This is a genomic window from Escherichia sp. MOD1-EC6819 (genome assembly GCF_002965765.1).
In the GTDB taxonomy this organism is placed as follows: domain Bacteria; phylum Pseudomonadota; class Gammaproteobacteria; order Enterobacterales; family Enterobacteriaceae; genus Escherichia; species Escherichia ruysiae.
In genome coordinates this window covers 123,360-146,762 of the sequence record NZ_PTRG01000006.1, presented here as the reverse complement: position 1 = coordinate 146,762, position 23,403 = coordinate 123,360, and the positions used below count along the sequence as shown (strand labels likewise).

Sequence of the window (23,403 nt, the reverse complement as noted above, 5' to 3'; positions counted from 1 at the left end):
CAATTACGCCTGTTGAACCAAGTTCTTATTCCCTTTTCAACTTCCAAATCACCAAACGGTATATAAAACCGTTACTCCTTTCATGCCCGTTATAAATATGATGGCTATTAGAAAGTCATTAAATATATAAGGGTGCGCAATGGCCGTTAACTTACTGAAAAAGAACTCTCTCGCGCTGGTCGCTTCGCTGCTGCTGGCTGGCCACGTGCAGGCAACGGAACTGCTTAACAGTTCTTATGACGTCTCCCGCGAGCTGTTTGCAGCCCTGAATACCCCGTTTGAACAGCAGTGGGCAAAAGATAACGGCGGCGACAAATTGACGATAAAACAATCTCATGCCGGGTCATCAAAACAGGCGCTGGCGATTTTGCAGGGCTTAAAAGCCGACGTTGTTACTTATAACCAGGTGACCGACGTACAAATCCTGCACGACAAAGGCAAGCTGATCCCGGCGGACTGGCAGTCGCGCCTGCCGAACAACAGCTCGCCGTTCTACTCCACCATGGGCTTCCTGGTGCGTAAGGGCAACCCGAAGAATATCCACGACTGGAACGATTTGGTTCGCTCCGACGTGAAGCTGATTTTCCCGAACCCGAAAACGTCCGGTAACGCGCGCTACACCTATTTAGCCGCGTGGGGCGCAGCGGATAAAGCCGACGGTGGCGATAAAGCCAAAACCGAACAGTTTATGACCCAGTTCCTGAAAAACGTCGAAGTGTTCGATACCGGCGGTCGTGGCGCAACCACCACTTTTGCCGAGCGCGGCTTGGGCGATGTGCTGATCAGCTTCGAATCGGAAGTGAACAACATCCGTAAACAGTATGAAGCGCAGGGCTTTGAAGTGGTGATCCCGAAAACCAACATTCTGGCGGAGTTCCCGGTGGCGTGGGTGGATAAAAACGTGCAGGCCAACGGTACGGAAAAAGCCGCCAAAGCTTACCTGAACTGGCTCTACAGCCCGCAGGCGCAAACCATCATCACCGACTATTACTACCGCGTAAATAACCCGGAAGTTATGGACAAACTGAAAGATAAATTCCCGCAGACCGAGCTGTTCCGCGTGGAAGACAAATTTGGCTCCTGGCCGGAAGTGATGAAAACTCACTTCACCAGCGGCGGCGAGTTAGACAAGCTGTTAGCGGCGGGGCGTAGCTGATGTTTGCCGTCGCTTCCAGACGTGTGCTGCCGGGCTTTACCTTAAGCCTCGGCACCAGTCTGCTGTTTGTGTGCCTGATTTTGTTACTGCCGCTTTCCGCACTGGTGATGCAGCTCTCTGAGATGAGCTGGGCGCAGTACTGGGAGGTGATCACCAACCCGCAGGTGGTGGCGGCCTATAAAGTGACGTTGCTGTCGGCGTTTGTGGCATCGATTTTTAACGGCGTTTTCGGTCTGCTGATGGCATGGATCCTAACCCGTTATCGCTTTCCGGGGCGCACTCTGCTTGATGCGCTGATGGATTTGCCGTTTGCATTGCCGACGGCGGTAGCAGGTTTAACGCTGGCTTCGCTGTTTTCGGTCAACGGCTTTTACGGTGAATGGCTGGCGAAGTTTGATATCAAGGTCACCTACACCTGGCTGGGGATTGCGGTGGCAATGGCCTTTACCAGTATTCCGTTTGTGGTGCGTACCGTGCAGCCGGTGCTTGAAGAGTTAGGCCCGGAATATGAAGAAGCGGCGGAAACGCTCGGAGCAACGCGCTGGCAGAGTTTCTGCAAAGTGGTGCTGCCAGAACTCTCTCCGGCGCTGATTGCCGGTATTGCGCTGTCGTTCACCCGCAGCCTCGGTGAGTTTGGCGCGGTGATTTTTATCGCCGGGAACATCGCCTGGAAGACGGAAGTGACGTCGCTGATGATTTTCGTTCGCTTACAGGAGTTTGATTACCCGGCTGCGAGCGCGATCGCTTCGGTGATCCTCGCGGCATCACTGCTGCTGCTGTTCTCTATTAACACTCTGCAAAGTCGCTTTGGTCGGCGTGTGGTAGGTCATTAATGGCGGAAGTTACCCAATTGAAGCGTTATGACGCGCGCCCGATTAACTGGGGCAAATGGTTTCTGATTGGCACCGGGATGCTGGTTTCGGCGTTCATCCTGCTGGTGCCAATGATTTACATCTTCGTGCAGGCATTCAGCAAAGGGCTGATGCCGGTTTTACAGAATCTGGCCGACCCGGACATGCTGCACGCCATCTGGCTGACGGTGATGATCGCCCTGATTGCCGTACCGGTAAACCTGGTATTCGGCATTCTGCTGGCCTGGCTGGTGACGCGTTTTGATTTTCCGGGACGTCAGTTGCTGCTGACGCTGCTGGACATCCCGTTTGCCGTATCGCCGGTGGTTGCCGGTCTGGTCTATCTGCTGTTTTACGGCTCGAATGGCCCGCTGGGCGGTTGGCTCGACGAGCATAACCTGCAAATTATGTTCTCGTGGCCGGGGATGGTGCTGGTCACTATCTTCGTGACTTGCCCGTTCGTGGTGCGCGAGCTGGTGCCGGTGATGTTAAGCCAGGGCAGCCAGGAAGACGAAGCGGCGATTTTGCTTGGTGCATCTGGCTGGCAGATGTTTCGTCGCGTCACATTGCCGAATATTCGCTGGGCGCTACTTTACGGCGTGGTGCTGACCAACGCCCGCGCAATTGGTGAGTTTGGCGCGGTGTCGGTGGTTTCCGGCTCGATTCGCGGTGAAACGCTGTCGCTGCCGTTACAAATTGAATTGCTGGAGCAGGACTACAACACTGTCGGCTCCTTTACCGCTGCGGCGTTATTGACGCTGATGGCGATTATCACCCTGTTTTTGAAGAGTATGTTGCAATGGCGCCTGGAGAATCAGGAAAAACGCGCGCAGCAGGAGGAACATCATGAGCATTGAGATTGCCAGGATTAAGAAGTCTTTTGGTCGCACCCAGGTGCTGAACGATATCTCACTGGATATTCCTTCAGGCCAGATGGTCGCGCTGCTGGGGCCGTCCGGTTCCGGGAAAACCACGCTGCTGCGTATTATTGCCGGGCTGGAACATCAAACCAGCGGACATATTCGCTTCCACGGCACTGACGTCAGCCGCCTGCACGCGCGCGACCGTAAAGTCGGTTTCGTGTTCCAGCATTACGCGTTGTTCCGCCATATGACGGTATTCGACAATATCGCTTTTGGCCTAACGGTGCTGCCGCGTCGCGAGCGGCCAAATGCCGCAGCCATCAAAGCGAAAGTGACAAAATTGCTGGAGATGGTGCAGCTTGCTCATCTGGCGGATCGTTATCCGGCGCAGCTTTCCGGCGGTCAGAAACAGCGTGTGGCGCTGGCGCGCGCGCTTGCTGTTGAACCGCAAATTCTGCTACTTGATGAACCGTTTGGCGCACTGGATGCGCAGGTGCGTAAAGAGCTGCGTCGTTGGTTGCGTCAACTGCATGAAGAACTGAAATTCACCAGCGTCTTTGTGACCCACGACCAGGAAGAAGCGATGGAAGTCGCTAACCGCGTGGTGGTGATGAGCCAGGGCAATATTGAACAGGCTGACGCGCCGGATCAGGTATGGCGCGAACCGGCGACCCGTTTTGTGCTGGAATTTATGGGCGAAGTAAACCGTCTGCGTGGCACCATTCGCGGCGGGCAGTTCCACGTTGGCGCGCACCGTTGGCCGCTGGGATATACGCCTGCCTATCAGGGGCCGGTGGATCTCTTCCTGCGCCCGTGGGAAGTGGATATCAGCCGCCGTACCAGCCTCGATTCGCCACTGCCGGTACAGGTACTGGAGGCCAGCCCGAAAGGCCACTACACCCAATTAGTGGTGCAGCCGCTGGGATGGTATGACGACCCGCTAACCGTGGTGATGCGCGGGGATGACGCGCCAGTACGCGGCGATCGCCTGTTTGTTGGGCTGCAACATGCGCGGCTGTATAACGGTGACGAGCGTATCGAAACCCGCGATGAGGAACTTGCTCTCGCACAAAGCGCCTGATAGGTTGAGTGAATGTTAAACGCCCGGAGGCGCTTCCCGCGATCCGGGCTTTTTAATGGCAAGGTTTTGTAACCTGTAGGCCTGATAAGACGCGCAAGCGTCGCATCAGGCAACACCATGTATGGACAGAGATCGTGAGTACATTAGAACAAACAATAGGCAATACGCCTCTGGTGAAGTTACAGCGAATGGGGCCGGATAACGGCAGTGAAGTCTGGTTAAAGCTGGAAGGTAATAATCCGGCAGGTTCGGTGAAAGATCGTGCGGCGCTATCGATGATTGTTGAGGCGGAAAAACGCGGTGAGATTAAACCGGGCGATGTGTTGATTGAAGCCACCAGCGGTAACACCGGCATTGCGCTGGCAATGATCGCCGCGCTAAAAGGCTATCGCATGAAATTGCTGATGCCCGACAACATGAGCCAGGAACGCCGTGCGGCGATGCGTGCCTACGGTGCGGAGCTGATTCTGGTGACCAAAGAACAAGGCATGGAAGGCGCGCGCGATCTGGCGCTGGAAATGGCGAACCGGGGCGAAGGCAAGTTGCTCGATCAGTTCAACAACCCCGATAACCCCTACGCCCATTACACCACCACCGGGCCGGAAATCTGGCAGCAAACTGGCGGTCGCATTACCCATTTTGTCTCCAGTATGGGGACAACCGGCACCATTACCGGTGTGTCACGGTTTATGCGCGAGCAATCCAAACCGGTGACCATTGTCGGCCTGCAGCCAGAAGAGGGCAGCAGCATTCCGGGCATTCGCCGCTGGCCAGCAGAGTATCTGCCGGGGATTTTCAACGCCTCGCTGGTGGATGAGGTGCTGGATATTCATCAGCGCGATGCGGAAAACACCATGCGCGAACTGGCGGTGCGGGAAGGGATTTTCTGCGGCGTTAGTTCTGGCGGCGCGGTTGCTGGTGCGCTGCGCGTGGCAAAAGCTAACGCTGGCGCGGTAGTGGTGGCGATTATCTGCGATCGCGGCGATCGCTACCTTTCCACCGGCGTATTTGGCGAAGAACACTTTAGCCAGGGGGCGGGGATTTGAGTTTATTGCGCAGGCAACGTTTTATCCGTCTGGGCAATTAACGTATGTAAAAAAGGTTGCGCGTTTTCATCGCTCTTACCAGGGATCTTCACAATGTAAGGCTTTCCGGTAATCGATGATGACGAGGCAACCTTATCAATAAATTGCTCGGCAGTATCAATGCGATTACGGGTATTGCCCAGCTTCAGACGCAGGTGGGAAACCGCTTCATCGCAGGTGTGTTCATCGCCGTTGCGTACAAATATCAAATCCTTTTTCTGTGCTAATCCCTCTAGTATGGCGTTGATGCGGGCTTCTTCATGGGCTGTTAACTTCGCGTAAGCGGGAAGTGCCATTAACAGCGTAATGACCAGACAAATGATTTTCTTCACTGAATTACCTTATCCTTGTTTTGTGATAGCCGATTTGACTGCCAGAATCAGGTAAAGTTTCGGTTGGAATACGATGGGGATCATCGGCAAGGAGAAAAACTAAATGAGTAGTTTGTTGTTGTTTAACGATAAGAGCAGGGCGCTGCAGGCGGATATCGTCGCCGTGCAGTCGCAGGTGGTGTACGGCAGCGTAGGTAACAGCATTGCCGTGCCTGCGATTAAACAGAACGGCCTGAATGTCTTTGCCGTGCCGACCGTGTTGCTGAGCAATACGCCGCATTACGATACGTTCTACGGTGGTGCGATTCCGGACGAGTGGTTTAGTGGCTATTTGCGTGCGCTTCAGGAGCGTGATGCGCTGCGCCAACTTCGCGCTGTTACCACGGGCTATATGGGGACGGCATCGCAAATCAAAATCCTTGCTGAATGGCTGACAGCCTTACGCGAAGAGCATCCTGACTTGCTGATTATGGTTGATCCGGTGATTGGCGATATTGATAGCGGTATTTACGTCAAAGCTGATCTTCCCGATGCGTATCGGCAATATTTACTGCCGCTGGCGCAGGGGATTACGCCAAATATCTTTGAGCTGGAAATATTGACCGGTAAAAACTGCCGCGACCTCGACAGCGCCATTGCTGCTGCAAAAAGCCTGCTTTCAGAGACATTAAAATGGGTGGTTGTTACCAGCGCCTCCGGCAATGAAGAACACCAGGAGATGCAGGTGGTGGTGGTCAGTGCCGATAGCGTGAATGTCATTTCCCATTCACGGGTAAAAACCGACCTGAAAGGTACTGGCGATCTGTTTTGCGCCCAGCTTATTAGTGGATTACTGAAAGGGAAGGCGTTAACCGACGCAGTACACAGCGCGGGCTTACGTGTGCTGGAGGTAATGCGTTATACACAGCAACATGAGAGCGATGAATTGATTTTGCCGCCGCTGTTAGAAGCATAAAAAAATGGCGCCGATGGCGCCATTTTTCATTGCGGCAAGAATTACTTCTTGATGCGGATAACCGGGGTTTCACCCACAGTCACGCTACCGGACAGTTTGATCAGTTCTTTGATTTCGTCCATGTTGGAGATAACAACCGGAGTCAGGGTAGACTTGGCTTTCTCTTCCAGCAGCGGCAGATCGAATTCAATAACCGTATCGCCAACTTTCACGCGCTGACCTTCTTCAGCAATACGCTTGAAGCCTTCGCCTTTCAGTTCAACGGTGTCGATACCGAAGTGGACGAACAGCTCAACGCCGCTATCGGATTCGATAGAGAACGCGTGGTTGGTTTCAAAGATTTTACCAATGGTGCCGTCAACCGGAGCGACCATTTTGTTACCAGTTGGTTTGATAGCAATGCCATCACCAACGATTTTTTCCGCAAAAACGACATCCGGCACGTCTTCGATATTGACGATCTCGCCAGAGAGCGGAGCAATGATCTCAATAGTTCCGGTATCCTTTTTGTCATCGGAAACCAGAGATTTCAGTTTATCGAACAAACCCATGATCTTCTCCTAAGCAGTAAATTGGGCCGCATCTCGTGGATTAGCAGATTGTTTTTTCTTCAATGAACTTGTTAACCAGCGTCATTAACTCGTCCGTTGTCGGTTGAGCAAGAGCCTGCTCTGCTAACACCTTCGCATCTTCGAAGTTCGTGTTACGGATAATCTTCTTAATGCGCGGGATAGAAATGGCGCTCATAGAGAATTCGTCCAGACCCATCCCCAGCAACAGAAGTGTAGCACGTTCATCGCCAGCAAGCTCACCACACATGCCAGTCCATTTGCCTTCAGCATGAGAAGCATCAATAACTTGCTTGATCAAGTTCAGCACGGACGGTGACATTGGCTGGTAAAGGTGTGAAATCATATCATTACCACGGTCAACTGCCAGAGTGTACTGCGTTAAATCATTGGTGCCGATACTAAAGAAATCAACTTCTTTGGCTAAATGACGCGCAATTGTTGCGGCAGCCGGTGTTTCCACCATTACGCCAATTTCAATTGATTCGTCAAACGCTTTACCTTCGTCACGCAGTTCCTGTTTGTAGATTTCGATCTCTTTGCGCAGAGCGCGAACTTCTTCGACAGAGATGATCATCGGGAACATGATGCGCAATTTACCGAAAGCCGAGGCACGCAGGATAGCGCGGAGCTGATCGCGCAGGATCTCTTTACGATCCATCGCGATACGGATAGCACGCCAGCCGAGGAACGGGTTCTCTTCTTTCGGGAAGTTCATGTACGGCAGCTCTTTGTCGCCGCCAATGTCCATGGTACGAACGATAACAGCCTGCGAACCACACGCTTCAGCCACTGCTTTATAGGCAGCAAACTGTTCTTCTTCTGTTGGCAGCGCGTCGCGGTCCATGAACAAGAATTCGGTACGATACAGACCAACGCCTTCAGCGCCGTTACGTTCTGCACCTTCAACATCACGAACAGTACCGATGTTAGCGCACACTTCTACCTGGTGACCGTCCAGCGTAATAGCCGGGAGATCTTTCAGTTTAGCAAGCTCTGCTTTTTCAGAAGCCACTTGCTCCTGAACAGCGCGCAATTTATCGATAACTTCGTTGGTTGGATTGACGTAAACCTGATTATTTACGGCATCCAGAATCAGATAGTCGTCATTTTTCACCTGCGAAGTGACGCTACCAGTACCCACGATGGCCGGCAGCTCCAGAGAACGCGCCATAATAGAAGTGTGGGAAGTACGGCCACCCGCGTCGGTGATGAAACCCAGCACCTTCTTCAGGTTCAACTGTGCGGTTTCGGACGGTGTCAGGTCAGCGGCAACCAGAATGACTTCATCCTGAATGGCGCTCAGATCGATAATCTTCAGACCCAGGATGTTGCGCAGCAGGCGCTTACCGATATCACGCACGTCAGCCGCACGCTCTTTCAGGTATTCATCATCCAGTTCTTCCAGGGCAGAAGCCTGACCTTCAATAACTTCATGAGCAGCTGCGTCAGCCGTCATGTGCTTATCTTTAATCAGGGCTATGATTTCCTGCTCCAGCTCCTCATCTTCGAGCAGCATAATATGCCCTTCAAAGATGGCTTCTTTTTCTTCACCGAACGTTTCACCAGCTTTCGTTTTGATCGTTTCCAGCTGGGCTGATGCCTTGGCACGACCGCTCAGAAAACGTTCAACTTCCTGATCAACCTGGTCGGCAGAAATTTTTTTCCGGTCAATGACGATTTCGTCTTCTTTCAGAAGCAGAGCTTTACCGAAAGCGATACCCGGGGATGCTAAAATGCCTGAAATCATAACCCTACCTTACTTGTGACTGATTTTTAAAAGAACCCGGGAAATTACTCGAGTTCCGCCATCAGTTTAACCAGATGTTCAACCGCTTTCTGCTCGTCTTCGCCTTCAGCGGAGATAGTCACAACGGTCCCTTGAGTCAGGCCCAGAGTCTGCAGTTTAAACAGGCTTTTCGCGCTGGCGCTTTTGCCGTTGGAAGTCACAGTAATTTCAGAAGTGAAGCCCTTAGCTTCTTTTACAAACTGGGCAGCAGGGCGGGTGTGCAGACCGTTCGGAGCGGTAATGGTAACTTCTTGCTGGAACATTGTATTTCCCCAACTTATAGGTTTAGTGTTGTGGAACTAAAGTCTAGCCTGGCGGTTTGACTTTAGCCTGTATTGTTAGCGCCAGTTTTTAACAGACGCGACGCACGAAGTGTTCTGTACAGTCCATTGCTGGCGGATATCGACCGCTGACGTTTCGTTCATCATTAAACATTATGCCGCTAAAGGAAGAATTGAACCAAATCATAAAATCGATTCAGCTAAGGCTTTTCCTGTAACGATTAATTTCGCGCATCAAAATAATTAGTCAGGTTAAATACCAGTTCCGACAGGCTGAATCAATGCCAGGAGAGGCTAAAATTTGAAGTAGGCCACAAAAAAGCACCTGAAAAGGTGCTTTTTTACGCATTTTTAACAACCTGGCATTACTGTTGCAATTCTTTTTCGGTAAAGAGATCGGCAAATAATGCGGTGCTTAAATAACGCTCACCCGATGATGGCAGAATAACCACAATATTCTTATTGGTAAAGCTTTCATCTTCTTGTAGTTTCAGCGCCGCAGCAACCGCCGCACCGGAAGAGATTCCGGCAAGAATGCCTTCTTCTTCCATTAAACGACGTGCAGTAGAGATAGCTTCTTCATTGGTGATGCCAATAACTTTATCGACCAGTTTGAGATCAAGGTTCGCCGGGATAAAGCCAGCGCCGATGCCCTGGATTTTATGCGGGCCGGGTTTGATTTCTTCACCTGCCAGCGCCTGGGCGATGACGGGAGAATCGGTTGGCTCAACGGCAACAGAGATGAGGTCAGTCTTGCCTTTGGTGCCTTTAATGTAGCGGCTGACGCCGGTCAGCGTACCGCCAGTACCGACACCCGCAATAAATACATCAACCTGACCGTCGGTATCTTCCCAGATCTCCGGACCGGTGGTTTTTTCATGAATTTCCGGATTCGCCGGGTTGCTGAATTGTTGTAGCAGCAGGTATTTCTCTGGGTTACTGGCGACAATTTCTTCTGCTTTTTGAATCGCGCCTTTCATGCCCTTCGCGCCTTCAGTCAGTACCAGGTTTGCGCCCAGGGCTTTCAGCAGTTTGCGGCGTTCAATACTCATTGTCTCTGGCATGGTCAGAGTGAGTTTATAACCGCGAGCGGCTGCCACATAAGCCAGAGCAATACCAGTGTTGCCGCTGGTGGGTTCAACCAGTTCAACGCCGGGTTTCAGCACGCCGCGTTTTTCGGCATCCCAAATCATATTGGCACCGATACGGCACTTAACGCTGAAGCTGGGGTTACGAGATTCCACCTTCGCCAGAATACGTCCGTTACCGATGCGATTCAGGCGAACCAGCGGTGTGTGACCGATAGTCAGCGAGTTATCTTCAAAAATCTTACTCATGGCCTGTCCTTAACTGTATGAAATTGGGATACAACAGGTAGCATACCCGCTCAGAGAATATGCGGAAGTAAGGATTTAGCATATCTATATGCAGAAGGGAAATAATGACTTGCAAGATGGAATAAGGGTGGCATAAGCCACCCTTGTTTCATACAAATAGTTTACAAAACAACCGGAAGATTGTTACCGCCATAGTGCATGTTTAGCGCGATAGCAATCGACCCACATTGCTGTCGCGCCACAGACGGCCACCGGCATGATGAACAGGTTGAGCACCGGGATCATCGTGAACAGACTCGTTAATGCGCCAAACTGCATGTTAGTGATTTTGCGCGTGCGCAGGGCAGTGCGCATTTCTTTGAACGGCACTTTGTGGTTGTCGAACGGATAGTCGCAGTACTGAATGGCTAACATCCAGGCGCTGAACAGGAACCACAACACTGGCGCGACGGTTTGCCCGATGCCTGGGATAAAGTAGAGGATCAGCAATACGATGGCGCGTGGTAAATACCACGCAAATTTTTGCCATTCGCGTTTCATAATTCGCGGCACATCTTTCATGATACCCAAAATTCCGGTATCCGGCGGCGTAGCGCCTGTCAGCCTTGCTTCCAGTTGTTCAGCCAATAAACCGTTAAATGGCGCGGCAATCCAGTTCGCAATAGTTGAGAAAAAATAGCCAAAAATCAGCAGCACGGAGAGAACCGCGACAGGCCACAGCAAATAGCTTAACCATTGCAGCCAGTCAGGCACGTGGCTCATTAATGATGGGATCCAGACATCCAGTTGGGTAAAGAGCCACCAGAATGCACTTCCCATCAACAAAATATTGACCAACAGAGGTAAAATGACAAAACGCCGAATCCCGGGTTGCGAGACGAGCTTCCAGCCTTGCGCAAAATAGTAAAAACCGCTGCGTGGGGAAGATGTGTATGTTGAAACCATAATCAGGAGATGCTCCTTTTGACCAATCCCAGGAAAATTCTGCGTATTTTACCGGGTAATTGCGCAATGGACAGTTAGGATATGTTCGAAAAAACAGCAAAAAGCACGATTTCATCTATCTTTGTGCTGTGAAAGTTAAGAGTGCACTTGCACTCGAGGTAATCGGCAAATACTCTTAGTGAGTAAATGTTTGCCGTGGTGGCAAGGTGTTAGAACAACAGAGAATATAATGATGCAGGATTTGCGTCTGATATTAATCATTGTTGGCGCGATCGCCATAATCGCTTTACTGGTACATGGTTTCTGGACCAGCCGTAAAGAACGATCTTCTATGTTCCGCGATCGGCCATTAAAACGAATGAAGTCAAAACGTGACGACGATTCTTATGATGAGGATGTCGAAGATGATGAGGGCGTTGGTGAGGTTCGTGTTCACCGCGTAAATCATGCCCCGGCTAACGCCCAGGAGCATGAGGCTGCTCGTCCGTCGCCGCAACACCAGTACCAACCGCCTTATGCGTCTGCGCAGCCGCGTCAACCGGTTCAGCAGCCGCCTGAAGCGCAGGTATCGCCGCAACATGCTCCGCATTCAGCGCAGCCGGTTCAGCAACCGCAGCCGGTTCAGCAGCCGACCTACCAGCCGCAGCCTGAACAGCAGGTTGCTCCGCAAGTACCGCCAGCTCCGCAACCGACGCAGCCAGCGCCCCAACCAGCGCAGCAGGCTTTCCAGGTTGCGGAACCCGTAGCGGCACCGCAGCCTGAACCTGTAAATGAACCGGCACCTGTCATGGATAAGCCGAAGCGTAAAGAAGCGGTGATCATTATGAACGTCGCGGCGCATCACGGTAGCGAGCTGAATGGTGAACTGCTTCTTAACAGCATTCAGCAGGCGGGCTTTATCTTTGGCGATATGAATATTTACCATCGTCATCTCAGCCCGGACGGCAGTGGCCCTGCGTTATTCAGCCTGGCGAATATGGTGAAACCGGGAACATTCGATCCTGAAATGAAGGATTTCACCACTCCTGGCGTCACTATCTTTATGCAGGTTCCGTCTTATGGTGATGAACTGCAAAACTTCAAGCTGATGCTGCAATCTGCGCAGCATATCGCTGATGAAGTCGGTGGCGTAGTTCTTGACGATCAGCGCCGTATGATGACTCCGCAGAAACTGCGCGAGTATCAGGACATCATCCGCGAAGTGAAAGACGCTAACGTCTGATACACTTAAGGCAAATTAACTCTTCTTCGAACCCCCGCTTGTCGGGGGTTTTTAGCATTGATGGTGCGATATGGAATCAATCGAAAGACAACTCACAGAACTGCGAACGACGCTTCGCCATCATGAATATCTTTATCATGTGATGGATGCGCCGGAAATTCCCGACGCTGAATACGACAGGCTGATGCGTGAGCTGCGCGAGCTGGAAGCAAAACATCCGGAACTCATTACCCCGGATTCACCAACCCAGCGCGTAGGTGCAGCGCCGCTGGCAGCCTTCAGCCAGATCCGTCATGAAGTACCGATGCTGTCGCTGGACAACGTTTTTGATGAAGAGAGTTTTCTCGCTTTCAACAAACGCGTACTGGATCGTCTGAAAAGTAACGAAAAAGTCACCTGGTGCTGTGAGCTGAAGCTTGATGGCCTTGCCGTCAGCATTCTGTATGAGAATGGCGTTCTGGTCAGTGCGGCGACCCGTGGTGATGGCACCACCGGCGAAGACATCACCTCTAACGTCCGTACTATTCGCGCGATTCCGCTGAAATTGCATGGTGAGAATATCCCGGCGCGCCTGGAAGTGCGTGGTGAAGTATTCCTGCCACAAGCAGGGTTCGAAAAGATCAACGAAGAGGCGCGACGCACGGGCGGGAAAGTATTTGCTAACCCACGTAATGCTGCGGCAGGTTCGCTGCGTCAGCTTGATCCGCGTATCACGGCGAAGCGACCGCTCACGTTCTTCTGCTACGGCGTTGGTGTGCTGGAAGGCGGCGAGCTGCCGGACACCCATCTTGGTCGTTTAATGCAATTTAAAAAGTGGGGATTACCGGTCAGCGATCGTGTCACGTTATGTGAATCGGCAGAAGAGGTGCTGGCGTTTTATCACAAAGTTGAAGAAGACCGCCCGACGCTGGGCTTTGATATCGACGGCGTGGTGATTAAAGTCAACTCACTGGCGCAGCAGGAACAGCTTGGGTTTGTTTCACGTGCCCCGCGCTGGGCTGTGGCGTTTAAATTCCCGGCGCAGGAACAGATGACTTTCGTGCGCGACGTTGAGTTTCAGGTTGGACGTACCGGCGCTATTACGCCCGTTGCGCGTCTGGAACCTGTACATGTTGCAGGCGTGCTGGTGAGCAATGCTACCTTACACAATGCCGATGAAATCGAACGTCTTGGTTTACGTATTGGCGATAAGGTGGTGATCCGCCGTGCTGGCGATGTGATCCCGCAGGTGGTTAACGTCGTGCTTTCTGAACGCCCGGAAGATACCCGTGCCGTAGAGTTCCCGACACATTGTCCGGTATGTGGTTCTGATGTTGAACGTGTGGAAGGAGAAGCAGTCGCCCGCTGTACAGGTGGCCTGATTTGCGGCGCTCAGCGTAAAGAGTCACTGAAACATTTTGTTTCCCGTCGGGCGATGGACGTTGACGGTATGGGTGACAAAATCATCGACCAGCTTGTCGAAAAAGAGTACGTCCACACACCTGCTGACCTGTTTAAACTCACCGCAGGCAAACTGACCGGACTGGAGAGAATGGGGCCGAAATCAGCGCAAAACGTGGTTAACGCGCTGGAAAAAGCGAAAGAAACCACCTTTGCTCGCTTCCTTTATGCGCTTGGCATTCGCGAAGTCGGCGAGGCCACTGCAGCAGGTCTGGCAGCATATTTCGGCACGCTGGACGCACTGGAAGCAGCCTCGATTGAAGAGCTGCAAAAAGTGCCCGATGTCGGAATTGTCGTCGCATCCCATGTTCACAACTTCTTTGCCGAAGACAGTAACCGCAATGTCATCAGCGAGCTGTTGGCGGAAGGTGTTCACTGGCCTGCGCCGGTGGTGATTAACGCGGAAGAGATCGACAGCCCGTTTGCCGGTAAAACCGTGGTGCTCACCGGTAGCTTAAGTCAGATGTCGCGTGATGATGCTAAAGCTCGCTTGGTCGAACTGGGCGCGAAAGTCGCGGGCAGCGTTTCGAAGAAAACCGATCTGGTGATCGCCGGAGAAGCCGCAGGTTCTAAACTGGCGAAAGCGCAGGAATTGGGCATTGAAGTGATCGACGAAGCAGAGATGCTACGTTTGCTGGGTAACTGAGATGGAAAAAGAGCAGCTGATTGAAATAGCCAATACGATAATGCCGTTTGGCAAGTACAAAGGGCGTCGCTTAATCGACCTGCCGGAAGAGTATCTTTTGTGGTTTGCCCGCAAGGATGAGTTCCCGGCAGGAAAACTCGGTGAGCTAATGCAAATCACGCTGCTGATTAAAACCGAGGGGCTGACGCAACTGGTTCAGCCCCTGAAACGTCCGCTTTAAATCTTCCCTGCGTGGCTTTCCTGCTGCGCCTGTAGTTGCTCGGTCTGGCGCTTATAACGACGCGCCAGCACCGCGCAAACCATCAGCTGGATCTGATGGAAAATCATCAGTGGCAGCACCATCATACCGATAACTGACGTTGGGAACAGAATGTTCGCCATCGGAATACCATTCGCCAGGCTCTTTTTCGAACCACAGAAGACAATCGTTATCTCATCCGCCTTATTGAAACCCAGTCGACGCGCCATAAAGACGTTAATCACAATCACAATAGCCAGCAATACGCAGCTAACTACCACAATAAACAGCAGCGAACCCCAACCGACTTTGTGCCAGATGCCGTTAACAACAGCTTCGCTGAAGGCCGTATAGACCACCAACAGAATGGAAGTCTGGTCAGTTTTCGCAATCCACTTTTTATTACGCGCCACCCAGTTGCCAATCCACGGGCGAGAAAGATGCCCCAACACAAAAGGTAGTAACAGCTGCAGCATAATCTTACCGACCTGTTCGAGGCTGCCCTCTGCACCGTGAACATTCATCACCAGACCAACCAGCAATGGCGAAAGGAAAATACCCAGCAGGCTGGATGCTGATGCAGAACAAACGGCCGCCGCGACGTTACCGCCCGCCATTGAGGTAAAAGCGATTGCAGACTGCACCGTGGCAGGAAGAATGCAAAGATAGAGAAAACCGGAATAGAGCATTGGATCGACGTTTACTGGTTTCCACCAGGCAAACAACACGCCCAGAACCGGAAACAGCACGAAGGTACTGCACATCACCCACAAATGCAGTCGCCAGTGACTACCACCTGCAATAATGGCCTCTCGCGACAACTTCGCGCCGTGCATAAAGAACAACAGAGCAATGGCTGCCGTGGTCAGATTTTCAAAGAAGGGGACAAAACCGCCTCTGGCCGGAAAGAAAGAAGCCAGTAACACCACCGTGACCAGGGTTAAGGTGAAAGGATCGAGGATACGAAAAAGTTTCATAAAGACTCCAGATGATCGATGGTTCTATTGTGCTTCTTCCAGTTTGAGAAATAAAATTGATTTATTGCATTCATTCATGAAGAAAATAGATGAATGACTCTTTAAAACAATTAAAGGTTTTCGTCACAGTAGCGAAGGAAGAACCGGACACTTTCAACAGCTGGTGAAGCATTAGAGGACGTGGAGCAAGAACAGGGTGAATAGTGATGGCAGGGCGAGAAGGGGAATCGTTGTATCATATATCGTGTTATGCATTTCTGCCGGGAATCCCGGCAGAAATGGTTCAGAAGTTAAATTTGACCGAGTAAATGATGGCGTCCTGATACCAGGCTTCTCCCAGCTTGTCGTCCGCGTAGCGATACTGAAGCCCCGTAGTTATATTCGGGGTAGCATTCCACCAGAGGGCGACCGCACCGTTCAGCCCTTCTTTACCGCCATTACCTGCCGCATAGGTCGTGTCACGGTCAAACTCGTACTCGTTCCAGTTGGTGAGGGTGAATTTCTCTCTGCCCAGCATAAAGCTGTAACCCGCAACCCAACCTGCCACGTAGCCGTTATCGCCCGTGTAATAGGTTTGATCCGTATAGCGTTTGGCGAAGAACGGTTTGAACCACCAACTGTTACCGGTGAAGTTGTAGCCAAAACCGTACAGGAACATATCGTCGTGGAAATTTACCCGATTTGCAGAACCGTAGGTGCCATACGCGTGCAGGTAGAGATTAAATCCGGTATTGCCCAGGTAAATGCGGTTGGTATTTTTAAAGGTATAACGCTGCTCACTACCTGGTTTATCGTGGCGGTCGTTATAAAAGTTTTCCCAGTCGAAAAACCCGTACATTTCTCCCCAACTAAAGTTGGCACCGCCTTCCAGTTCCAGATAACCAAAATCATCTTTGTGTGACTTAGTTGACGATTTCTCGGTGGTTCGGCTGGTCCAGTCCAGGTAATGCACGCCGATATCTGCAAACCCACCTTTAAATTCTGCGTGGGAGATTACGGGTACGGCTAATAAAGAGGTGAGCGTCAGAGTTAAAAGATGTTTTTTCATAGCATAATTCCCTATGCCGATCGTTATTAGTAGATTGCTTAATAAAGTGGTTTGTTAAAAACAGCATATTGTTAATGCAAGGGAGTGAATATCGCCAATACAGTTTTTGCTGGGAATTAATAGTGAAAAGATATAAATCCATCGATATCAAATCGCTATTGAATGCGTGAGGAAAGTGTATTGGTAAGAGCCGGGACAACCTCGCTATAAAAAGACATTAGATTCAACCCTACTGAAAAAAGGATATATATGTCTCAGGCTCAATTTTCTCATAACCCGCTGTATTGCGTCGATATTATCCAGGCTTATAAACCAGATTTCACACCACGAGTGGCTTTTATTTTAGGTTCCGGGCTGGGCGCGCTGGCCGATCAGATTGATAACGCTGTCGCCATTTCCTATGAAAAGCTGCCGGGTTTCCCGGTGAGTACGGTGCATGGACATGCGGGTGAGCTGGTGTTGGGGCATCTCCAGGGCGTTCCGGTGGCATGTATGAAAGGTCGAGGGCATTTCTATGAAGGTCGTGGAATGACCATCATGACCGACGCGATTCGTACTTTCAAATTGCTGGGCTGTGAACTGCTGTTCTGCACCAATGCGGCGGGCTCACTGCGTCCGGAAGTCGGTGCGGGCAGTCTGGTTGCGCTGAAAGACCACATCAACACCATGCCAGGTACACCGATGGTGGGTCTTAACGATGAACGCTTTGGCGAACGCTTTTTCTCGCTGGCGAATGCCTACGATGCGGACTACCGCGCACTGTTGCAAAAAGTGGCGAAAGAAGAGGGTTTCCCCCTGACGGAAGGTGTGTTCGTCTCGTATCCGGGGCCGAATTTCGAAACGGCGGCAGAGATTCGCATGATGCAAATTATTGGCGGGGATGTCGTTGGAATGTCCGTTGTGCCTGAAGTTATTTCAGCACGCCATTGTGACCTGAAGGTCGTGGCCGTTTCTGCGATTACCAATATGGCGGAAGGTCTGAGTGACGTGAAGCTCTCGCATACCCAAACGTTGGCGGCAGCGGATCTCTCTAAGCAGAACTTTATCAACCTTATTTGCGGCTTTCTGCGCAATATTGCCTGATTAAAACAACAATAAACGGCCTCACGGGTGAGGCCACATGATGCGACAAGGAAACGATTATGAGCATCGCTTTGCGCTTAAAGGTAATGTCCTTTTTGCAATATTTTATCTGGGGGAGCTGGCTGGTTACCCTCGGTTCCTACATGATTAATACCCTTCATTTTACCGGCGCTAACGTCGGTATGGTCTACAGCTCCAAAGGGATTGCTGCGATTATTATGCCCGGCATTATGGGGATTATCGCGGATAAATGGCTGCGTGCGGAACGCGCATATATGCTGTGCCACCTGGTGTGTGCTGGCGTGCTTTTTTATGCGGCATCCGTCAGTGATCCGGATACGATGTTTTGGGTGATGTTAGTCAATGCAATGGCATTTATGCCGACCATCGCGTTATCAAACAGCGTCTCTTATTCCTGCCTCGCTCAGGCCGGGCTTGACCCGGTGACAGCTTTCCCGCCTATTCGCGTTTTTGGTACGGTGGGGTTCATCATTGCGATGTGGGCAGTAAGCTTACTGCATCTGGAATTGAGCAGCCTGCAATTGTATATCGCTTCCGGTGCGTCTCTGCTGCTGTCGGCTTACGCGCTGACTTTGCCTAAAATTCCTGTTGCGCAGAAAAAAGTGACTACTTCGCTTGCCAGTAAACTCGGTCTGGACGCGTTTGTGCTATTCAAAAATCCGCGTATGGCCATCTTTTTCCTCTTCGCCATGATGCTGGGCGCGGTACTGCAAATTACCAACGTTTTTGGCAACCCGTTCCTGCATGATTTTGCCCGTAACCCGGAGTTTGCTGATAGCTTCGTGGTGAAATATCCGTCCATTTTATTGTCAGTTTCACAGATGGCTGAAGTCGGTTTCATTCTGACGATTCCGTTCTTTTTGAAGCGTTTCGGCATCAAAACGGTCATGCTTATGAGTATGGTGGCCTGGACGCTGCGCTTTGGCTTCTTTGCTTATGGCGATCCGTCACCAACTGGGTTTATTTTGCTGCTGCTGTCGATGATTGTTTACGGCTGCGCATTTGATTTCTTCAATATTTCCGGTTCGGTCTTTGTTGAACAGGAAGTTGATTCCAACATTCGTGCCAGCGCACAGGGGCTCTTTATGACCATGGTAAATGGTGTCGGTGCTTGGGTTGGCTCGATTCTGAGCGGCATGGCAGTGGATTACTTCTCGGTAGATGGCGTAAAAGACTGGCAAACTATCTGGCTGATGTTTGCAGGATATTCTCTTTTCCTCGCAGTGATATTTTTCTTTGGATTTAAATATAACCATGACCCTGAAAAGATAACACATCGAACAGTGACACATTAAAAGAACTGGCAGCTCCGTTTTTCAGGGCTGCTTTTATGATAAAGGTTAATTAATGAAAGATATTTTATTTTCTTCTGGCGTCGGTTTTGGTATTGGTGCTTTATTTACAATCGTGCGGTTACCTATTCCCGTGCCAAATGTATTGCCGGGTATATTATCTATTGTGTTTATGTATGTAGGTTATCTGGTGGTGAAATACTTTATGCCGTGATAATTTAATAAGATATATTTATTAAACGGAGCATTTAATTATGGAACGCATTTACAGAACAGACCTTAAGTTGCTCCGTTATTTTCTTGCTGTAGCGGAAGAGTTACATTTTGGCCGCGCAGCGGCGCGTTTAAATATGTCTCAGCCTCCGCTCAGTATTCATATTAAAGAGCTGGAAAATCAACTCGGCACACAGCTTTTTATTCGTCATTCGCGCAGCGTCGCCCTGACACACGCGGGCAAAATCTTGATGGAAGAATCGCGCCGGTTGCTGATGAATGCAAATCAGGTGTTGGCTCGGATTGAACAAATAGGCCGGGGAGAAGCAGGGCGGATTGAACTCGGTGTGGTCGGAACGGCAATGTGGGGACGGATGCGGCCGGTTATGCGGCGATTCCTTAGGGAAAACCCCAACGTTGAAGTACTGTTTCGCGAAAAGATGCCTGCGATGCAAATGGCGCTGTTGGAGCGCCGCGAACTCGATGCCGGGATCTGGCGAATGGCGACAGAACCACCGGAAGATTTTACCAGCTTACGCTTGCATGAATCGGCGTTTCTGGTAGCGATGCCTGAAGAGCATCACCTCTCATCATATTCCGACGTTCCGCTGGAAGCACTACGTGACGAGTATTTTGTCACAATGCCGCCCGTGTACACTGACTGGGAATTTTTGCAGCGCGTTTGTCAGCAGGCGGGTTTTTCACCGGTTGTTATTCGCGAAGTTAATGAACCACAAACGGTGCTGGCCATGATCAGTATGGGCATTGGTATCACATTGATAGCAGACAGCTATGCACAGATGAACTGGCCTGGTGTCATTTTCCGTCCGCTCAAAGAGCGCATCCCGGCAGATTTATATATTGTTTATGAAACGCAGCAGGTGACGCCCGCGATGGTTAAGCTGTTGGCAGCATTGAGACAGTAGGCGAGGGGGAGATAGCCGGAAATCGTAGGTCTGATAAGCGAAGCGAATCTGGCAATTTCGCAAATCGCACATAGCAAAAAAGCGCCTTTAGGGCGCTTTTTTACACTGGTGGGTCGTGCAGGATTCGAACCTGCGACCAATTGATTAAAAGTCAACTGCTCTACCAACTGAGCTAACGACCCGAAGTGGTGGGTGATGACGGGATCGAACCGCCGACCCCCTCCTTGTAAGGGAGGTGCTCTCCCAGCTGAGCTAATCACCCACTTCGGTACTTCACATTATTGCAAGAAATTTAGCTGGCGAGAAAGTGGTGGGTGATGACGGGATCGAACCGCCGACCCCCTCCTTGTAAGGGAGGTGCTCTCCCAGCTGAGCTAATCACCCACTTCTCAATTTCTTGCTACACGGCGGAGACTACATAAAGTAGTTGGTGGGTGATGACGGGATCGAACCGCCGACCCCCTCCTTGTAAGGGAGGTGCTCTCCCAGCTGAGCTAATCACCCCCGCTGTGTGGAGTCGCATTATAGGGAGAGTTGGAAATGAGTCAACGCATTTTCTAAAGAATTTGTTTGTTCGTCGTAAAATTAAGCAGGATGATCGCAAAACAGACCGCGTTGCGCAATTTCTCAACGAAAACAATAATGCATCATGTAGCAACCCGAACTACATTGAGGAATCAGGCTGGAGTGATAGAATATCGCCCACTCAATTTTTCCAGGATTTGCCGGTTGTCGGCATCTTTCTAAACGTAAGGCCATTTCATGAAAATCAAAACTCGCTTCGCGCCAAGCCCAACAGGCTATCTGCACGTTGGCGGCGCGCGTACTGCTCTTTACTCCTGGCTTTTTGCACGTAACCACGGCGGTGAGTTCGTGCTGCGTATTGAAGACACCGATCTTGAGCGTTCTACGCCGGAAGCTATCGAAGCCATTATGGATGGTATGAACTGGCTGAGTCTGGAGTGGGATGAAGGTCCGTACTATCAGACCAAACGTTTTGATCGCTATAACGCAGTTATCGATCAGATGCTGGAAGAGGGCACGGCCTATAAATGCTATTGCTCTAAAGAGCGTCTGGAAGCACTGCGTGAAGAGCAAATGGCGAAAGGTGAAAAGCCGCGTTATGACGGTCGCTGCCGCCACAACCATGAACATCATGCTGATGATGAACCATGTGTCGTTCGTTTTGCTAATCCGCAAGAAGGTTCTGTGGTTTTTGACGATCAGATCCGTGGTCCGATCGAGTTCAGCAACCAGGAGCTGGATGATCTGATCATCCGCCGTACCGATGGTTCTCCGACCTATAACTTCTGTGTAGTTGTCGATGACTGGGATATGGAAATCACCCATGTTATCCGTGGTGAAGACCATATCAACAACACGCCGCGCCAGATCAACATTCTTAAAGCCCTGAAAGCACCAGTGCCGGTTTATGCGCACGTTTCTATGATCAACGGCGATGATGGTAAAAAACTGTCCAAACGCCACGGTGCGGTCAGCGTAATGCAGTATCGTGATGACGGCTATCTGCCGGAAGCGTTGCTGAACTATCTGGTGCGTCTGGGCTGGTCTCACGGCGATCAGGAAATCTTCACCCGTGAAGAGATGATCAAATACTTCACCCTGAATGCCGTCAGCAAATCCGCCAGCGCGTTCAATACCGACAAGCTGCTGTGGTTGAACCATCACTACATTAACACGCTGCCGCCGGAGTATGTTGCTACCCATTTACAGTGGCACATCGAGCAGGAAAATATCGATACCCGCAACGGCCCGCAGCTGGCGGATCTGGTTAAACTGCTGGGTGAACGCTGCAAGACGCTGAAAGAGATGGCACAGAGCTGCCGTTACTTCTACGAAGATTTTGCTGAGTTCGATGCCGATGCAGCGAAAAAACATCTGCGCCCGGTAGCACGTCAGCCGCTGGAAGTAGTTCGCGACAAACTGGCCGCGATTACTGACTGGACAGCTGAAAACGTTCACCACGCTATTCAGACGACGGCGGACGAGCTGGAAGTGGGAATGGGTAAAGTTGGTATGCCGCTGCGTGTCGCCGTTACTGGTGCGGGGCAGTCTCCGGCACTGGATGTTACCGTTCACGCGATCGGCAAAGCACGTAGCATCGAGCGCATCAATAAAGCTCTGGCTTTTATTGCTGAACGCGAAAACCAGCAGTAATTAGCGCATAAAAGATAAACGGCAGGAGAAATACCCCTGCCGTTTTTTATTTATGCTGATTCGTCTATGTCGAGACGGGCAAGGAAATTACGAATTCCTTCACGCGATAAAAATTGCGCAACTTTTTCCTGCTCACTGTGAGTCATATTGTCTATTGCGCTGATGATTTGCCGATAAGCCGGAGTGCGCATACCTGGCGCGTATTCAGCAAGGGGTTCTTCGGCCTCAAGAAGCATTGGCGTATTATGGAAGGCAGGCGTGTTTTGAATAAATTCGCAAACGTGTGTGTCCAGTAGAATAAGTCTGGCGCGACCTCCTTTCACTCCGGGAAATTTTTCTGTTTTCCAGCCTTTTTCTCTAATCCAGCGGTTAACGGTTTGTTTAGCCACACCGAGGCATTCCGCCAGTTCTTCGGTGGTCATTTTATTGCGTAATCTTTTCATATTATTTGCTATTGCGAATCCCTAAGCGTTGTAATAACCCGATAATCCCTTCCCGCAGAAGCAATGATGTAAACTGTTTTTGTTCAGCCGGCGTCATCTCTTTCGCCAGCGTAGCTAACAGCACTTCAAGCGGTGCATCGCCAGACAGGGCGGGTATTTCTCCCTGACCCTCCGTGCGTTCTGCATTGCGAATATATTCACGAACCTGTTCATTGACGTGTACCAGTCGAGCCTTGCCCCCCTGGACGCCTGGTTTGGGTGATGTCGTCCAGCCTTCCTTGCGTACCCATTTATTAATGGTCTGGCGGCTATAACCGGTCAGTCTGGCAAGTTCATCTGGCGTCATCCTCTCCTTGAACATAACAATTCCCGGAATAGTTGTGGGTCTATTAAGTGTTCATTTTATAGCATCAATTTACATGAAACCGTGAC

General features: G+C 50.9%; 24 protein-coding genes and 4 tRNA genes. 14 read left to right on the top strand and 14 right to left on the bottom strand.

What is annotated here, in order from left to right; genetic code table 11:
- Positions 1-139 precede the first annotated feature (139 nt).
- The 5 genes from cysP to cysM all read left to right on the top strand — a co-directional run bounded on the left by cysP (position 140) and on the right by cysM (position 4,997).
- Positions 140-1,156 carry a thiosulfate/sulfate ABC transporter substrate-binding protein CysP gene (gene cysP / locus A7Z06_RS10485; RefSeq protein ID WP_000290254.1) on the top strand — a complete coding sequence of 339 codons (1,017 nt, stop codon included), beginning with the start codon at positions 140-142 and terminating at the stop codon, positions 1,154-1,156.
- Positions 1,156-1,989 (top strand): sulfate/thiosulfate ABC transporter permease CysT, encoded by an 834-nt coding sequence (cysT, locus tag A7Z06_RS10480; RefSeq protein WP_000458366.1) that lies wholly within the window; start codon positions 1,156-1,158, stop codon positions 1,987-1,989. The genes cysP and cysT overlap by 1 nt, the downstream gene beginning before the upstream one ends.
- Positions 1,989-2,864, top strand: a complete 876-nt coding sequence (cysW, locus tag A7Z06_RS10475; protein WP_000852695.1) for a sulfate/thiosulfate ABC transporter permease CysW — start codon at positions 1,989-1,991, stop codon at positions 2,862-2,864. The genes cysT and cysW overlap by 1 nt, the downstream gene beginning before the upstream one ends.
- Positions 2,854-3,951 (top strand): sulfate/thiosulfate ABC transporter ATP-binding protein CysA, encoded by a 1,098-nt coding sequence (cysA, locus tag A7Z06_RS10470; RefSeq protein ID WP_000021084.1) that lies wholly within the window; start codon positions 2,854-2,856, stop codon positions 3,949-3,951. The genes cysW and cysA overlap by 11 nt, the downstream gene beginning before the upstream one ends.
- Before the next feature lie 134 nt (positions 3,952-4,085).
- Positions 4,086-4,997 carry a cysteine synthase B gene (gene cysM, locus A7Z06_RS10465; protein ID WP_000105472.1) on the top strand — a complete coding sequence of 304 codons (912 nt, stop codon included), beginning with the start codon at positions 4,086-4,088 and terminating at the stop codon, positions 4,995-4,997.
- Between the two features lie 2 nt (positions 4,998-4,999).
- Here cysM and A7Z06_RS10460 read toward each other — a convergent pair whose 3' ends face one another.
- On the bottom strand, positions 5,000-5,368 hold the full coding sequence (locus tag A7Z06_RS10460) for a YfeK family protein (RefSeq protein ID WP_000719935.1): 369 nt from the start codon (positions 5,366-5,368) through the stop codon (positions 5,000-5,002).
- Between the two features lie 103 nt (positions 5,369-5,471).
- Here A7Z06_RS10460 and pdxK point away from each other — a divergent pair, with 103 nt between their 5' ends.
- A complete protein-coding gene (pdxK, locus tag A7Z06_RS10455; RefSeq protein WP_000096632.1) occupies positions 5,472-6,323 on the top strand; it encodes a pyridoxine/pyridoxal/pyridoxamine kinase in 852 nt (283 codons plus the stop codon).
- Positions 6,324-6,364: 41 nt separating this feature from the next.
- On the opposite strand, the gene crr is transcribed toward pdxK, so the two are convergent.
- The 5 genes from crr to cysZ all read right to left on the bottom strand — a co-directional run bounded on the left by crr (position 6,365) and on the right by cysZ (position 11,244).
- Positions 6,365-6,874 (bottom strand): PTS glucose transporter subunit IIA, encoded by a 510-nt coding sequence (gene crr, locus A7Z06_RS10450; protein WP_000522247.1) that lies wholly within the window; start codon positions 6,872-6,874, stop codon positions 6,365-6,367.
- Positions 6,875-6,914: 40 nt separating this feature from the next.
- Positions 6,915-8,642: a phosphoenolpyruvate-protein phosphotransferase PtsI gene (gene ptsI, locus A7Z06_RS10445; RefSeq protein ID WP_000623129.1), complete on the bottom strand. Its 1,728-nt coding sequence runs from the start codon at positions 8,640-8,642 to the stop codon at positions 6,915-6,917.
- Positions 8,643-8,686: 44 nt separating this feature from the next.
- Entirely contained in the window at positions 8,687-8,944 is a 258-nt protein-coding gene (ptsH, locus tag A7Z06_RS10440; protein ID WP_000487600.1) for a phosphocarrier protein Hpr, read from the bottom strand.
- A 383-nt stretch (positions 8,945-9,327) separates the two neighbouring features.
- The gene (cysK, locus tag A7Z06_RS10430; RefSeq protein WP_000034402.1) at positions 9,328-10,299 is read right to left on the bottom strand and encodes a cysteine synthase A; all 972 of its coding nucleotides are present in this window, start codon (positions 10,297-10,299) and stop codon (positions 9,328-9,330) included.
- A 183-nt stretch (positions 10,300-10,482) separates the two neighbouring features.
- A complete protein-coding gene (cysZ, locus tag A7Z06_RS10425; protein WP_000255356.1) occupies positions 10,483-11,244 on the bottom strand; it encodes a sulfate transporter CysZ in 762 nt (253 codons plus the stop codon).
- 229 nt (positions 11,245-11,473) lie between these two features.
- Between cysZ and zipA the strand changes: the two genes are divergently transcribed.
- The 3 genes from zipA to A7Z06_RS10410 all read left to right on the top strand — a co-directional run bounded on the left by zipA (position 11,474) and on the right by A7Z06_RS10410 (position 14,772).
- Positions 11,474-12,466: a cell division protein ZipA gene (gene zipA / locus A7Z06_RS10420; RefSeq protein WP_000983144.1), complete on the top strand. Its 993-nt coding sequence runs from the start codon at positions 11,474-11,476 to the stop codon at positions 12,464-12,466.
- Positions 12,467-12,536: 70 nt separating this feature from the next.
- Entirely contained in the window at positions 12,537-14,552 is a 2,016-nt protein-coding gene (gene ligA, locus A7Z06_RS10415; protein WP_000443720.1) for an NAD-dependent DNA ligase LigA, read from the top strand.
- 1 nt (position 14,553) lies between these two features.
- A complete protein-coding gene (locus A7Z06_RS10410) occupies positions 14,554-14,772 on the top strand; it encodes a DUF3820 family protein (protein ID WP_000410201.1) in 219 nt (72 codons plus the stop codon).
- Here the strand turns inward: A7Z06_RS10410 and A7Z06_RS10405 are convergent.
- Both A7Z06_RS10405 and A7Z06_RS10400 read right to left on the bottom strand, forming a co-directional pair.
- Positions 14,769-15,767: a bile acid:sodium symporter family protein gene (locus A7Z06_RS10405; protein ID WP_000765628.1), complete on the bottom strand. Its 999-nt coding sequence runs from the start codon at positions 15,765-15,767 to the stop codon at positions 14,769-14,771. The genes A7Z06_RS10410 and A7Z06_RS10405 overlap by 4 nt on opposite strands.
- A gap of 283 nt (positions 15,768-16,050) precedes the next feature.
- Complete coding sequence (locus tag A7Z06_RS10400) at positions 16,051-16,815, bottom strand: nucleoside-specific channel-forming Tsx family protein (RefSeq protein WP_000716426.1); 765 nt, start codon at positions 16,813-16,815, stop codon at positions 16,051-16,053.
- A 249-nt stretch (positions 16,816-17,064) separates the two neighbouring features.
- Between A7Z06_RS10400 and xapA the strand changes: the two genes are divergently transcribed.
- Genes xapA through xapR form a run of 4 tightly spaced genes read left to right on the top strand, consistent with a single transcriptional unit; the run spans position 17,065 to position 20,350 of the window.
- A complete protein-coding gene (gene xapA, locus A7Z06_RS10395) occupies positions 17,065-17,898 on the top strand; it encodes a xanthosine phosphorylase (RefSeq protein WP_032225890.1) in 834 nt (277 codons plus the stop codon).
- A 59-nt stretch (positions 17,899-17,957) separates the two neighbouring features.
- Positions 17,958-19,214: a xanthosine/proton symporter XapB gene (xapB, locus tag A7Z06_RS10390; protein ID WP_000020387.1), complete on the top strand. Its 1,257-nt coding sequence runs from the start codon at positions 17,958-17,960 to the stop codon at positions 19,212-19,214.
- Positions 19,215-19,266: 52 nt separating this feature from the next.
- Positions 19,267-19,425 (top strand): DUF1427 family protein, encoded by a 159-nt coding sequence (locus A7Z06_RS10385; protein WP_000651752.1) that lies wholly within the window; start codon positions 19,267-19,269, stop codon positions 19,423-19,425.
- Between the two features lie 40 nt (positions 19,426-19,465).
- Complete coding sequence (xapR, locus tag A7Z06_RS10380) at positions 19,466-20,350, top strand: DNA-binding transcriptional regulator XapR (RefSeq protein ID WP_000439925.1); 885 nt, start codon at positions 19,466-19,468, stop codon at positions 20,348-20,350.
- A 106-nt stretch (positions 20,351-20,456) separates the two neighbouring features.
- Here the strand turns inward: xapR and A7Z06_RS10375 are convergent.
- The 4 genes from A7Z06_RS10375 to A7Z06_RS10360 form a co-directional block, all read right to left on the bottom strand.
- Positions 20,457-20,532 (bottom strand) — tRNA-Lys (locus A7Z06_RS10375).
- 4 nt (positions 20,533-20,536) lie between these two features.
- Positions 20,537-20,612 (bottom strand) — tRNA-Val (locus A7Z06_RS10370).
- Positions 20,613-20,658: 46 nt separating this feature from the next.
- Positions 20,659-20,734 (bottom strand) — tRNA-Val (locus tag A7Z06_RS10365).
- A gap of 44 nt (positions 20,735-20,778) precedes the next feature.
- A tRNA-Val gene (locus A7Z06_RS10360) sits at positions 20,779-20,854 on the bottom strand.
- Between the two features lie 258 nt (positions 20,855-21,112).
- Here A7Z06_RS10360 and gltX point away from each other — a divergent pair.
- The gene (gene gltX / locus A7Z06_RS10355; RefSeq protein ID WP_000695648.1) at positions 21,113-22,528 is read left to right on the top strand and encodes a glutamate--tRNA ligase; all 1,416 of its coding nucleotides are present in this window, start codon (positions 21,113-21,115) and stop codon (positions 22,526-22,528) included.
- A 50-nt stretch (positions 22,529-22,578) separates the two neighbouring features.
- Here the strand turns inward: gltX and A7Z06_RS10350 are convergent, their stop codons facing one another.
- Positions 22,579-22,971: a MerR family transcriptional regulator gene (locus A7Z06_RS10350; protein ID WP_000826490.1), complete on the bottom strand. Its 393-nt coding sequence runs from the start codon at positions 22,969-22,971 to the stop codon at positions 22,579-22,581.
- Position 22,972: 1 nt separating this feature from the next.
- Positions 22,973-23,332 (bottom strand): YfeC-like transcriptional regulator, encoded by a 360-nt coding sequence (locus A7Z06_RS10345; RefSeq protein WP_000472029.1) that lies wholly within the window; start codon positions 23,330-23,332, stop codon positions 22,973-22,975.
- Positions 23,333-23,403 lie beyond the last annotated feature (71 nt).

Bases quoted from the DNA above. Each gene is read 5' to 3' on its own strand.
- gltX (WP_000695648.1), top strand. From the start codon at position 21,113: ATGAAAATCAAAACTCGCTTCGCGCCAAGCCCAACAGGCTATCTGCAC.
- cysP (WP_000290254.1), top strand. From the start codon at position 140: ATGGCCGTTAACTTACTGAAAAAGAACTCTCTCGCGCTGGTCGCTTCG.
- ligA (WP_000443720.1), top strand. From the start codon at position 12,537: ATGGAATCAATCGAAAGACAACTCACAGAACTGCGAACGACGCTTCGC.
- xapB (WP_000020387.1), top strand. From the start codon at position 17,958: ATGAGCATCGCTTTGCGCTTAAAGGTAATGTCCTTTTTGCAATATTTT.
- A7Z06_RS10405 (WP_000765628.1), bottom strand. From the start codon at position 15,767: ATGAAACTTTTTCGTATCCTCGATCCTTTCACCTTAACCCTGGTCACG.
- cysT (WP_000458366.1), top strand. From the start codon at position 1,156: ATGTTTGCCGTCGCTTCCAGACGTGTGCTGCCGGGCTTTACCTTAAGC.
- crr (WP_000522247.1), bottom strand. From the start codon at position 6,874: ATGGGTTTGTTCGATAAACTGAAATCTCTGGTTTCCGATGACAAAAAG.
- A7Z06_RS10385 (WP_000651752.1), top strand. From the start codon at position 19,267: ATGAAAGATATTTTATTTTCTTCTGGCGTCGGTTTTGGTATTGGTGCT.
- xapA (WP_032225890.1), top strand. From the start codon at position 17,065: ATGTCTCAGGCTCAATTTTCTCATAACCCGCTGTATTGCGTCGATATT.
- cysA (WP_000021084.1), top strand. From the start codon at position 2,854: ATGAGCATTGAGATTGCCAGGATTAAGAAGTCTTTTGGTCGCACCCAG.
- cysW (WP_000852695.1), top strand. From the start codon at position 1,989: ATGGCGGAAGTTACCCAATTGAAGCGTTATGACGCGCGCCCGATTAAC.
- xapR (WP_000439925.1), top strand. From the start codon at position 19,466: ATGGAACGCATTTACAGAACAGACCTTAAGTTGCTCCGTTATTTTCTT.
- ptsI (WP_000623129.1), bottom strand. From the start codon at position 8,642: ATGATTTCAGGCATTTTAGCATCCCCGGGTATCGCTTTCGGTAAAGCT.
- A7Z06_RS10350 (WP_000826490.1), bottom strand. From the start codon at position 22,971: ATGAAAAGATTACGCAATAAAATGACCACCGAAGAACTGGCGGAATGC.
- ptsH (WP_000487600.1), bottom strand. From the start codon at position 8,944: ATGTTCCAGCAAGAAGTTACCATTACCGCTCCGAACGGTCTGCACACC.
- zipA (WP_000983144.1), top strand. From the start codon at position 11,474: ATGATGCAGGATTTGCGTCTGATATTAATCATTGTTGGCGCGATCGCC.
- cysK (WP_000034402.1), bottom strand. From the start codon at position 10,299: ATGAGTAAGATTTTTGAAGATAACTCGCTGACTATCGGTCACACACCG.
- A7Z06_RS10400 (WP_000716426.1), bottom strand. From the start codon at position 16,815: ATGAAAAAACATCTTTTAACTCTGACGCTCACCTCTTTATTAGCCGTA.
- cysZ (WP_000255356.1), bottom strand. From the start codon at position 11,244: ATGGTTTCAACATACACATCTTCCCCACGCAGCGGTTTTTACTATTTT.
- A7Z06_RS10410 (WP_000410201.1), top strand. From the start codon at position 14,554: ATGGAAAAAGAGCAGCTGATTGAAATAGCCAATACGATAATGCCGTTT.
- A7Z06_RS10345 (WP_000472029.1), bottom strand. From the start codon at position 23,332: ATGTTCAAGGAGAGGATGACGCCAGATGAACTTGCCAGACTGACCGGT.
- pdxK (WP_000096632.1), top strand. From the start codon at position 5,472: ATGAGTAGTTTGTTGTTGTTTAACGATAAGAGCAGGGCGCTGCAGGCG.